A 12,881-nucleotide genomic window follows, 5' to 3' on the forward strand; every position below is an offset into this window, starting at 1 on the left:
TGAGAGTAACCAAAAGGAGAGGTGTTTAACATGGCAGATGTAAAGAAACAAATCCTTGACGCATACCATTTCAGACATGCGACAAAGGAATTTGACCCGAATAAAAAAGTATCAGACAGCGATTTTGAATTTATTTTAGAAACAGGAAGACTGTCTCCGAGTTCACTCGGCCTTGAGCCTTGGAAATTCGTTGTCGTTCAAAATCCGGAATTTCGCGAGAAGCTTCGTGAATACACATGGGGCGCGCAAAAGCAGCTTCCAACCGCAAGCCATTTCGTTCTGATTCTTGCGCGTACAGCGAAGGATATCAAATACGATGCGGACTACATCAAACGTCATTTAAAAGAAGTAAAACAAATGCCTCAGGACATTTACGAAGGCTATCTCAGCAAAACGGAAGAGTTCCAGAAACACGATCTGCATTTGCTTGAAAGTGACAGAACATTGTTTGACTGGGCTTCAAAACAAACATATATTGCGCTTGGCAACATGATGACTGCCGCTGCGCAAATCGGCGTTGATTCCTGCCCTGTGGAAGGTTTCCAGTATGATCACATTCACCGTATTCTTGAAGAAGAAGGCCTTCTGGAAAACGGAAGCTTCGACATCTCTGTGATGGTGGCGTTTGGCTACCGTGTGAGAGACCCTCGCCCGAAAACAAGATCTGCTGTTGAAGATGTTGTGAAGTGGGTGTAATAAAGAAAGCTGCTCGCTGAGGGATTGATCCCATAAAACAAATAAAAAACACCTTTAAGTTTGAAAACGGATAGTTATGATCCGAAATAGACTTGGAGGTGTTTTTTTCTATGAGGATAAGAGTGAGTTAACCGTTTGAAGTCAAACAGAAAGCTAAAGACAGAGACGTAGGAATCTGGGTTAGCTAGATGCTGTGACTCAGAATATTTTGGATCGAAATTCTCATGATCTTCTAGAGTGATTTTTTAACTCTCTATCTTTTTTAAAAAAATGAAGCACTTATTAATCTTGACAAAGTAAATAACATGGTTGGTTTAATCATACCAATTCGCAATTATATGTCTAGATCTCTAAGAATTGTAATAAACTTTTTTAAATGGTGCCGAATAAAAATTCTATCTCTCTTTTGATTGTTAAATTGATTTTTTCACTTAAAATGGTAGAATATACCCACTTATGAACAGATGCTTTTGTCCAATAAAATGTAAAAAATATATAATATTAATTGACAGTTATAAGAAAAAAAGGTAAGATAAAAACAACAAATGACCCACAGTCATAAAAATAAGGGGGAAAATGCTTATGGAATTGTTTAGAAAGGATGGTAGTGGTACACCTATAGTTTTTGTCTCAGGATTGTTTGCGGGAAATTGGATATGGGAAGATACCATCTCCTACATTTCTAAAACAGAATACAGTATCATTCAACAGTTAGATCCGCTTTCTGCATATGGAGGCAAAATTAGTGACTTGCGAGAAAAATTGCTAGGTTTTTTTAATGATTCAATTGACTCGAAGGCAGTTATTGTGGGTAACTCTTTGGGGGGGTTACTCGCGATGGAATTAGCATCATTAATCCCAGAAAAAGTTGCAGCAATTGTTGCAAGCGGTGCCCCTGGTATGGGCAGTATTAATCTCGGCATAGGACCTCCTAAAAAAGGGAGTAAAGAAGAAAGCAAAGAATGGTTCCGTAATTTATCGGAGCAGTTGTTTGTTGATCAAAATTGTGTCAATGATAAACAACTCGAACTATTATCTGAATTTTTTAGTAATAGACGGAGTTTTATAAATATGGTTAGATTAGCCAAGGAAGCGGATAGATATGATGCCAAGTTACTTTTGCCTAAGATAGAATGTCCGACGTTAATGTTATGGGGAGATCAGGACAAAGTTTCTCCAATTGAACCTTGGGAAAAATCACTTACACTTAACCCACAAATTCAATTACAAGTCATTGAAAATAGTGGCCATAGCCCAATGATGGAAAAACCAAAAGAATTTTGGCATTCTGTAGACAGATTTTTAAATAATATACAAGTACCTAATATGCAACTAATACCATAGTTTTTATAGCGATATGACTGTCGGTCAGTCATATCGCTATGTATAAAAATTTCGATTTGATTTTTTTTTCACTAAAGAATATGATACTGTCCATGTAAAATCAAAGGCATTCAAATGGAAATTGTTTTTTGTAAACATGTAATTGTTTATATATTTCGGAGGGAAACTATTTGAAAGTTTCAACAAAAGACAGAATTATGGAAGCAATGGTTGAGCTAGTTCATGAGAAAGGATACAAAGGAGCAACGACCAGGGAGATTGCTCAGATAGCTAGTGTGAACGAAGTTACTATATTCCGGATATTTGGAAATAAAAAAGGGATTGTAGAAGCAATCATTCAGAAATATGCGCTGATTGATTTACTTGAGAATATTTTTCAGGAAAAAGTAGTTTGGGACATAGAGAAAGATTTAAAAATGATAGTTAGAGAATATCAAAACATACTAGAACAAAAGAAAACGATTATCTTACTTAGTTTAAAAGAATCAGGACAATTTGCAGAATTAGATGCTTTACTAAAACAAATACCACAAAAATATATAGAAATCATAACTGATTATTTTGTAAAGATGATGGAAAAAGGAAAAATGAAAAAAATTGATACCTATGCTTTAGCAACTAATTTTGTTTTTATTAATTTTGGTTATTTTTTAACGAAAACAAAGATTCATCTTGAAGCTAAGGAATTATCTGTTGATGACTTTATTAATAAAAACATCAACTCATTTATACAAATGCTTAAATAATTTTTTAATAGTATGCAAGTATGTACATACTTTATTTTTAGAAAGGGAGAAAAAAATATGAGAGTGCTTAAAAGCTTTATCAAGCAAAAAGAAACACTGTTAGGTATTGTAGCAGCTATAGCTTTTCAACTTATATTCGTTATTGTCTGGTTAACTGGTTATAATGGTGTTTATGACCGAACAGATCAATTTTCTATTGGTATTGTAAATGATGATTCTGTACTAGGAAAAGAAATAACAAAGGAACTGGAAAATACGGATTTATTTCAGGTAACAAAATTTAAGGAATTAAACCAGGCAAAACAAGATTTAGATAAGAGAAGCGTTAATATGCTTATTCATTTTCCAAATCAAATGATGGAGCAATTAAAAGCAAATAAGAATATAAATGTTGATTATTATATCAACCAATCAGCTCCAACTTTAACTAAACAGTTGATGGAAAAAGCGGCGAATAAAGTAAATGATGAACTCAATCAACAAGTCAGAGAAAAGATGAATACACAATTAACAGAAACCATTCCACCAATGGTAGCGGAAAAGTTTCCAAGTGATGAAATGAAAGCGATGGCCAAAAATGTCGCAAGTCAGGTAGTAAAATTGGTTCAGGAGAACACTCAAGTTACACCTATGAAAGCCAATGTGGTGAAAACGAATGATAAAGAAGGATTTGCTATCACTATGGTTCCACTGTTAATTGTATTAGCTTCTTATATTAGTGCTATGCTTATTAGCCAATATTTACAATTAACAAATGCGAAGTTAATCGGTAAACATACTCGATTCTCCCTTTTTATTGGAAGACAAACTATTAATATCCTATTAGCTATCGGGATTTCCTTATTAACTGTTTGTCTAATGAACCTATTTAAAATTGAGCTGGATCATGGCTTTTTCTCTTTATGGGGTATTCAAGCTATTTTACTCTTTAGCTTTTTAGCGATATCGCAAGTTTTCGTGATGTTATTTGGTAATCCAGGGATGATTTTTAACATTGCTTTAACTGCAACGCAAATTGTTAGTTCAGGTGCTATTGTACCTCGAGAACTATTACCTTCTTTTTATCAAAAACTCGGTAATTTATTGCCAGCAACTTATGGTGTGAATAGTTATTTTAGTTTAATTTATGGCGGTGGGGACCTTAGTTCGGATTTGAAGCATTTATGTATTATTATTGCAGTCCTCTTGGGTATTGCTATTATCGTGCAAATCGGATTTTATTTTCGAGATAGATTAAAATCAGCAAAAACACCTGTTGTTAAGGCCAAAATATAATTTTTAGTATTAAATACTGCTTCTTTATTAATACTATTTTTTGGTTTAACACAGGGTGAAAAATTGGATGATAGCGAACGTTCTTTTTTTAAAAAGGAAAGTCTAGATTGGCGAAAAAGACAGTGGAGTTCTTGGAATCTTTTTACCTGTAAATATCAATTGAGATAAATCCAATTATACCTTATAGGAAATTAATTGGATTTATCTTATGTTTAGAAATGTGATTATCTTAACCATATGTAGAATTTTGGGATGGGAATGATGACATAATCTATCCTTCGAAAACGGGAGTATCTAGAAACTGGCAGATTCTCTCACTTTGTTTGTGAAAATAGAGACTTAATCTTAGACGTTGTAGTATATCGTTGTTGAGGTGAAAAATAAGTTAATAGAATAGAGTAGGACAACCCCCTAGATATACTAAAGAATCTTTTTATAATTTAAATTTCATCACGAATTGATATTTAATGATACTAGAGATATAGTGATAGTTTACTTGAATTTATACATGGAGAAAGCCTCGTGCTGAGAAAAGGACTCACGTAAAATAGTATTCCGAGGAGTTTTAAAAAATAAGAGAAACAAATATCTTAGATAAATAAGACGATTGTAAGTAGGAAAGGAAGTATTGATAATATAACTAGTTCGCTAAATATAAACGAAAATAGAGCATTGATAGGTAGCAGCTGCTATAAGAAGAAGGGGGCTATGGCGTTTAAGGATATAAAGTTCTTATTCTTTAAAAAAAACGTGGATACCCTGGTATGTAATTCATGTTATTGTGTTTGGTTGCAATTGCATATGCTTGTACTTATTATACTTAATGATCCAGTACTTTTGAACAGTTATTAGACGTAATTTTAATGATAGAAGAGGTCATGGTTAACAACTTTTGCAAAGGGCTCTACTCAATAATTGATCAATAGTATAGAGATACTTATCTTTGCGGAAGTCTGAATCATATACGAAACATTCGTGTGCTGCATGTTCAACCATACCTACGATTAATAGTGAAGCTATTTCGGGATCCAAGTCAGACTTGAATTCAGCGGATGTTTGGCCATTCTTGATTAAACTTTTAAGGAAGCTGTAGTAAGGTGTTCGTATCTCCCTCTCGGCTTTCCATTGATCTGTTTTAAATGCAGTAACCGCATTAAAAACTGGAAATACATCATTGTAACGTTCCATTACATTAAAAGCAGCCTTAATAACCCGCATGAGTTCTTCCCGTCGACTTATCTTAGAATCAATTGCCTTTTTTGCTTCAGAGAGTATATTTTGTTGCATTTCTCGTACCAAGGCAAGAACAAGATCTAACTTAGAAGGAAAGTAGAGATAGAATGTACCCTTTGCGACACCTGCTCTTTGCACAATTTCAGATACTTTTGTTTCCTCAAACCCTTTTTCTGCTAACACACTCCGCGCGGCATTTAAAAGTTCCTGATAACGTTTCGCTTTACCAACCAATTGAAAATTAGCCTCCTTTCAATGTGAATTTATCTCGACAAAGGCTCAATTATAAATTATTGTAGTAGATCTTTTATATGTAAATGAAGTTTAGCACAAATTAATTGAAATTTAAACTGGGGATTTTTCTCCTGCTAAAGTTCATTTTGCAGTATTACAAGCACTCACCCTAGTAATACTCTGCTAAATGATAAACCTCTTTTAATGTGATTACTTTCCCCGTCAAAAGATTTTCGTTTCAACTTATCCCGCAAACTTTGAACACTCTTCCTTAGACTGGGCTTGCTCGTGAGTCTATCCTTCTATTATTTGTTATTAATGTATTTAACAATAATTTATACCGAATGCTCTCATTTTTTCCATATAACGAGCTGAAGAATTACTTAGAGTATGTTTGAATATTGAAAACTTCCTATTTTAAATGAAGTTATTAATAGCTTCAGCTTGTAGACAAAGTCTAAGAATTAGACCAAATCTACAAGCTTTTTTTGTATAATAGTAAGGACATCAATTTTTCACGGGGGATTAAAATGTTATCAAAACATGTTGAAGATGGAAGAAATCAAATTGAAATGGTTGCGCTAGATCAACTTGTTCCTGATGATCATCTGGTAAGGAAGATTGAACAAGCAATTGATTTTACATTCATCTACGATTTAGTAGAAGATAAATATTGTTTAGATAATGGTCGACCGAGTATCGATCCGGTTGTCCTCATAAAAATGGTCTTCATTCAGTATCTCTTTGGTTTGCGTTCCATGCGTCAGACCATCAAGGAAATTGAAACCAACGTGGCTTATCGATGGTTTATTGGGTATGGATTCACAGAAAAGATTCCTCATTTTTCAACCTTCGGTAAAAACTACGTTAGGCGCTTCCATGATACAGATCTTTTTGAACAAATCTTCTACCGCATCTTGAAAGAAGCGATGACTAAGGGGTTAGTGGATCCATCCGTTGCGTTCATTGATTCTACCCATGTAAAAGCGAATGCGAATAAGAAGAAATTTGAAAAGAAAATAGCCCGAGTAGAAACCAGAACGTATAAGGCTCAGTTAGACGAAGAGATCAATATCGACCGTGAGGACCACGGAAAAAAGCCTTTTCCCCCACAGAATAAAGAAGAATTAAAAGAAATAAAGGTAAGTACGACAGATCCTGAAAGTGGTTATTATGTAAAAGATGAGCGTGAAAAGCTGTTTGCGTATTCTTTTCATACGGCAAGTGATTCTCGGGGCTTTATCTTAGGTTCTCTCGTCACGGGTGGGAATGTTCACGATAGTCGGATGTTGGATAAACTCGTCACTCAAGTCATAGATAAAGTCGGTAAGCCCAGTTCTGTCGCCGTTGATGCAGGATATAAAACACCATACATCGCTAAATTCCTCATGGATCAAGACATCAGGCCCGTTATGCCTTACACACGCCCGAGAACGAAAGACGGATATCTCAGAAAATATGAATACGTATACGATGAATATTTTGACGCCTATCTTTGTCCCAAAGGGCAAGTTCTTCCGTACCGCACAACGACAAGGGACGGATACAAACAGTACGCTTCAAACCCTTTGGTTGTAAAGATTGTCCTCTATTAGAACGTTGTACACAAAGCAGAAATCATACTAAAATGATTCATCGTCATGTATGGCAGAATTACATAGAGGAAGTTGATCATTTGAGACATACAGAACGAAATAAAACTCTATATGCGAAACGCAAAGAAACGATTGAACGAGTCTTTGCGGACGCAAAAGAAAAGCATGGCATGCGTTGGACGACCTTAAGAGGTCTTAAAAAAGTTTCAATGCAGGCGATGCTTACGTTCGCTGCCATGAATCTTAAGAAATTGGCAAACTGGACATGGCCAGGACCATGTCCGGCCTAAAAAACGGAGAAAATACTATAAGAAAACAGCAAACCCCACCTTGGTATAAAATGAAAGGCATTACCATGAGTATGTCTCGCAAGAGGATGCAAGTTGATAATGCCTCCATCGAATTGTTTTATTCTCAAACTATAGTCTAAAAAGTTTCTTCTTAAAAGCGCCATCAAACTACTTCCGTCATAAACGCGCACTGTAAAGAAAATACATATATTTTTATAACACAATAGTTGTTTGTTCCATGTCAAAAAAGAGGATCACTCTCATACCGAGCAGCTCTTTTTTTATGCCTGATTCGCTTTATTCTGTTTTCTCCTCTGGTGTAAGTACAATGCCGTTCCGAGCGCGCTGATCAGCAATCCAGCCAAGAGGATTGAGTACATGGATGTGGCTGTGTCGGGAAGCAAGCCGCCAGCCGGGCCGTCCGTTCCTGATCCGTCTGATCCGTTTCCTCCCGATCCGTTAGTTGGTTCAGTGCCGGGAGGTGTATCTTTTCCTCCGCTCCCGTCAGGCGGCTGTTTTCCGCCTGGTTTGTCGGAGCCTCCGCCATTGCTGCCGTCATCACCGCCTGTCGGCTGATCGGACGGGAATGCCGGCGGTTTATTGTTCGCACCGGAATTTAAGATCGTGTATTCACTAAAATGGGTTGTATATCCTGTCACGATATCATCGTCAACTGAACCCTTTTCTGTCTTAGTGAAAGCTTTCTTTTTCCTGTCGACATGATAAATGGCAGGGTTATGGGCTTCTTCAATATCAAACATGCGAAGCGAAAGCTGTACAGGCTCCTTGAATGATTTCACTTTTTTTCCTTTTTGCTTCACTGTAAAGTCATACACATCCGCAAGCGAAACATCCAACTCTCCCGTTGATTTGATGCCGATTGCTGTGTCTGCGGTTTTGAGGTTCGCCATTGGCAGCTTCATGCTGTACCAGTAGTTGAACACTGTTAATGAAGGGTCTGATTTTCTTTCTTTCAACAGTTTGACCTGATCTTTATTTATTTTAAGATTGATAGGGCTCTCTTGAGATCCTTCAGATGTTTCATAGTAGACAAACGGCGTGTTGGTATTTTGGGCATAAATCGCGAATTTGTCTTCATCAAGTGTCCAGCTGCCATCCTTCTGCTTTGTCGGCAGGAATACTTCTTTGATTCGCCCTTCGATGTTAGGAGAGACCTTGTTTCCTAGTTTTTTCAGCTGTTCGGTGAAAATCTCATAATCTACATAACCAAGGTCTTCACCATGGGACGCTTCCGTAAAGACAGAGTATCCGTCTCCTCCGGCGCCGACAAAGTTATTCGTTGCCACGCGATAGGTCTTATCGGAATCGAGATGAACCGTGTCTCCGTTAGGTAATTCGAGTTTGACGTCAAGAATTCGGTGTCCGGGTTCCTTGTTTAATGTAAACGTATATTGGATTCCGGCCACCTGAGGGAAGGCGCCGCCTCCGTTTTCCACATTGCTTAAGCCTTGTTCAAGGGCTTCTTTAATTTGTTTTCCGGTTAAGTCGGCCACATAAAGCGTGTTGCCGAACGGCATGACGTTCAGGACCTCGCCGAGTGTAATATCGCCTTTGTCAATGCCGGCTCTGATGCCGCCGCCATTTGTGATCGCTATTCTGGCGCCTGCTGCTTCTTTCGCTTTTGCGAGCATGCCGTCCGCAATGAAGTTTCCGAGGTTCGTTTCCTTCGTGCGCACATGCTCACGCTCGCCGTCAAGCGGTACAGCTGTATTGCCGACTTTTTTATTTTTGAACTTCTCTAATTCAGGTTTGAACTGATCAAGCTCTTTTTTTGCTTCTGCGTTTTCTTCCGTATGTTCATCAATTGGCAGCACGCTCAGATTTGATTTGTCTGTTTGCACTACACCGTTTTCATCAAACACGACATCGACACGTCCCAAGTATTGGCCGTATTCTTTTGCCTGCGCCACGATCGTCGGCTCTTCGTTGTTCACAACCTCCATTTTGTCTACGAGGGTGTGCGTATGCCCGCCGATAATCAAGTCAATGCCTTTTACTTTCTTGGCCAGCTCAAGATCGCGGTTATGCCCGAGATGGGTCAAAGCGATGATTTTATTTACTTTTTCATCTTCCTGAATCGTTTTCACTGTGTTTTGCGCTGTTTCAAACGCATCATGAAATACGATGCTTTTGCCCGGGCTTGAGGTGGTGGCTGTATCTTCCGTTGTCAGACCGAATACGGCGACTTTCTCACCGTCAACATCTAACAGAATGTAAGGGTGGATGCCGGGCTCTTTCTTTTCACCTGCTGTAAAGGTTTGCGGCTTTTTGACATATGAAGTCAGCTTAGGTTCATTTGACACATCGACGTTTGCGCTGACGACTGGAAATTCAGGCGCTTCAAAGTGATAACGGTTGGCTGGATCGACTGTTGCGCTGTTTCCGCTGAGAAAATCAGAAAGCACTGCCGGACCTTTATCAAATTCATGGTTTCCAAAGGTCATGGCGTCATAGCCCATCATGTTCATCAATTTCAAATCGGCTAAACCGTTCCATTTTGTGAAATACAGGTCGCCGGAAAACACATCTCCCGCATCAAGGAGGATATTGTGGTCTGTTTCGTTTCGTACTTCGTTGATTTTCGTCATTCGTCTCGCCGCGTCATCGAGATGGGCATGCGTATCATTTGTGTGCATGACAGTCAGATCCCACAGTCCGTCCTTAGGTGGCTCAGGATTTGAATCATCGTCGAATTGCAGCTTGTATACACCATAGCCCTCATTCGCAGCCTCACTTACATATGCGACGTCGTCTGCTTTATCTGCAAATGGCTTGGCCAAAAGGGAGGACTCAAACGTCAAGTTCGTGCCGGAAACAGGTGCGATTGACCAGTTGTTGTCCGCTTTTGGATTGACTGATTTCTGTTCAAGAATGTAATCCATCAGCACCTGCCTGTTTTCAACCGCGGAGCCGTGGACAATCTTATCGCTTGTCAGGTGAGGGAAACCGCCGCCTCCGGACGCACGATAATTATTGGTGACGACGAGAAATTCCTGATTCGTGCTGATGGGCTTGCCTTCATAGGAAAGGTTGATGATCCGGGAAGAATTCGCGTTGATGACTTTTCCGTTCTCATCGTATTTCGCCGGTTTTGTCACATCGACCTGATATGTGACACCGTCAATCACGTCAAAATTATAGGATCGGAAATTGTCATTCAGCAAGGCTTGATCGCCGCCTTTTGACGGGTTAATTTGATTGAATTGGCCTGCTGACATCTCAAGCCAGTCCTTGATCTCGCTTCCAGTCAGTTTGACGATCTGAACGGTATTATCGTAAAGATACAAGTCACCGATGTTTTTAATGGCGAGATCTCCGGCCGGAATATTCGTATAGTAATTGGCTCCGTTTCTGCCGCCCGCTTTAAACGGCGCTCCAGCGGACAAAATCGGGAGGTCCTTGTATTCGGTACCCTTCATTTCTTTTTCGGCGTACCATTTTTGCGCGTCGGTCACAATCTGAATGGAAGGGTCATCTTTCACCTGCGCGAAGAAACTGTTAATATCGGCTTCTGTTTTGCCGACTGGTTCTCTGACATACTCCAGTGTGTTTTGATGCGTTTGTTTGATGGTGTTTGTAACGGTTTCACTTCGGGATGTGACGTTGCCTGCGATAGATTCAATACTGGCCTTGGAATCTGCCACCTTCCATGAGCCGTCCGTCTTTACGAGTTTAAGGTCAATCATGCCCAAGTATTTGCCCCAGCTGCTTGGCATGACGACTGGAATGCCGTTGATCGTGCCTTTTTCAACATCGAATTGGGCAGCACCCGCATACTCGGCGGATGGGAAGAGTCCGTGCTGATGGCCAGAGATGATCGCGTCAATGCCTTTTGTTTTTGTGGCTAGGTCAAATACGGCATTTTCCGCGCCTGGCGATTGGGCTTGCTTTTCAATGCCGCTGTGGGCGAGGGCGATAATGACATCTGCGCCTTCCGCCTTCATTTTCGGGATCGTTTCATTGGCGGATTCTACGATATCCTGCACTTGCACCTGACCTTCGAGATGCTTTTTGTCCCATGTCATAATTTGCGGCGGAACGAAGCCTATGTAGCCCACCTTTACTTTCTGCTCATGGCCGTTTTCGTCAGTGACGGTTTTATCTGTAATGACATACGGCGTATAACGGTTTTTCCCGCTTGTTGTTTTGACGTTTGCATTTACAATCGGGAAATCGGCTCCTTTGATCGTGCCGTCGAGAAAGTCGAGCCCGTAGTTGAATTCATGATTGCCCAGCGTGCCGGCATCATAATCCAGCGCATTCATGACACTGATAATCGGATGGGTTTTCGCGCCGGAGATAATGTCGTCTTTTTCATACTTCACCGCGTATTCTCCAAGCGGATTCCCTTGAATCAAGTCTCCGTTATCCACAAGCAGGGTATTGGGGTTTTGCTGGCGGTGCTTTTGGATCAGCTGTGCCGTTCTTGCCAGCCCGAAATCCGTCGTTTCACTGTCGCTGTAGTAATCGTAATCCATCATGTTGGCATGAATATCAGTCGTGGCCAAAATACTCAGATGCACTTGAGGGGCCGCGCTTTCTTCTGCATGAATGGGTGGTGTTGGGAGGATTAGGCTAAGTATCATAATAGGGGGCAAAAGAATACGGAGAATGTTGCCGACGTACGTTCGTCTTTTCTGTATTCTCACCAGTTCTCCACCTTTCAACGAAATTTGTGTTACAGCTCCTATTGTAAGAATATTTTGTAACTATTTGTAGGTATTTCTTTATGATTATTGTAAAAGGGAGAAAAATGAGTATTATGTCATATCGTCAAACGGCAAATGAAGGGCATTTATGCTTATCGTTTCTCTGGCCTGCGAAAATGTTTATTTTAGTGTGGCTGGGGAAGAGTGTTTTATGTAGACAGATTAAACGGGAGGTTATGAAAAATGGGGAAAAAAATTGCAGTTGTTTTGACAGATTATTTTGAGGACAGCGAATACACTGAGCCTGCGAAAGCCTTTAAAGATGCGGGACATGAACTGACTGTCATCGAAAATGAAAAAGGCAAAACCGTAAAAGGCAAGCAGGGGAACGCGGAAGTGACGGTTGACGCGTCCATTGACGACGTAAACCCTTCAGATTTTGACGCGCTGTTGATTCCCGGAGGATTTTCACCAGATCAGCTTCGCGCCGATGACCGTTTCGTTCAGTTTACGAAAGCGTTTATGACTGACAAAAAGCCGGTATTCGCCATTTGCCACGGCCCGCAGCTTTTAATCAACGCGAAAGCGCTCGATGGCCGTAAAGCGACAGGCTATACGTCCATTCGTGTTGATATGGAAAACGCGGGTGCCGACGTTGTGGACAAGGAAGTGGTTGTTTGCCAAGATCAATTGGTCACAAGCCGCACACCGGATGATATTCCGGCGTTTAATCGTGAATCGTTGGCATTGCTTGAGAAATAAGAAAACGACGGACGCCCGCGGGGCGTCCGTTTTTTG

The 12,881-nt window shown here is 39.9% G+C and carries 7 protein-coding genes and 1 pseudogene; 6 read left to right on the plus strand and 2 right to left on the minus strand.

The window, feature by feature from the left end:
• The first annotated feature begins 30 nt into the window (after window positions 1-30).
• The 4 genes from SC79_RS17710 to SC79_RS17725 all read left to right on the plus strand — a co-directional run bounded on the left by SC79_RS17710 (window position 31) and on the right by SC79_RS17725 (window position 4,061).
• Complete coding sequence (locus SC79_RS17710; protein ID WP_039076194.1) at window positions 31-696, plus strand: NAD(P)H-dependent oxidoreductase; 666 nt, start codon at window positions 31-33, stop codon at window positions 694-696.
• Between the two features lie 582 nt (window positions 697-1,278).
• Window positions 1,279-2,040: an alpha/beta fold hydrolase gene (locus SC79_RS17715; protein ID WP_039076195.1), complete on the plus strand. Its 762-nt coding sequence runs from the start codon at window positions 1,279-1,281 to the stop codon at window positions 2,038-2,040.
• 170 nt (window positions 2,041-2,210) lie between these two features.
• On the plus strand, window positions 2,211-2,786 hold the full coding sequence (locus SC79_RS17720) for a TetR/AcrR family transcriptional regulator (protein ID WP_052245628.1): 576 nt from the start codon (window positions 2,211-2,213) through the stop codon (window positions 2,784-2,786).
• 57 nt (window positions 2,787-2,843) lie between these two features.
• Complete coding sequence (locus SC79_RS17725; protein WP_039076196.1) at window positions 2,844-4,061, plus strand: YhgE/Pip domain-containing protein; 1,218 nt, start codon at window positions 2,844-2,846, stop codon at window positions 4,059-4,061.
• 882 nt (window positions 4,062-4,943) lie between these two features.
• Here the strand turns inward: SC79_RS17725 and SC79_RS17730 are convergent.
• Window positions 4,944-5,528, minus strand: coding sequence for a TetR/AcrR family transcriptional regulator (locus tag SC79_RS17730; RefSeq protein WP_039076197.1), 585 nt, complete (start codon window positions 5,526-5,528; stop codon window positions 4,944-4,946).
• Between the two features lie 530 nt (window positions 5,529-6,058).
• Here SC79_RS17730 and SC79_RS17735 point away from each other — a divergent pair.
• Window positions 6,059-7,413, plus strand: a pseudogene (locus SC79_RS17735) (IS1182 family transposase).
• 281 nt (window positions 7,414-7,694) lie between these two features.
• On the opposite strand, the gene SC79_RS17740 reads toward SC79_RS17735, so the two are convergent.
• Complete coding sequence (locus SC79_RS17740; protein ID WP_082022822.1) at window positions 7,695-12,083, minus strand: multifunctional 2',3'-cyclic-nucleotide 2'-phosphodiesterase/3'-nucleotidase/5'-nucleotidase; 4,389 nt, start codon at window positions 12,081-12,083, stop codon at window positions 7,695-7,697.
• Window positions 12,084-12,326: 243 nt separating this feature from the next.
• Between SC79_RS17740 and yfkM the strand changes: the two genes are divergently transcribed.
• A complete protein-coding gene (yfkM, locus tag SC79_RS17745) occupies window positions 12,327-12,845 on the plus strand; it encodes a general stress protein 18 (RefSeq protein ID WP_010330295.1) in 519 nt (172 codons plus the stop codon).
• Window positions 12,846-12,881 lie beyond the last annotated feature (36 nt).

The organism is Bacillus sp. MSP13, assembly GCF_000815295.1.
Classification (GTDB): domain Bacteria; phylum Bacillota; class Bacilli; order Bacillales; family Bacillaceae; genus Bacillus; species Bacillus vallismortis.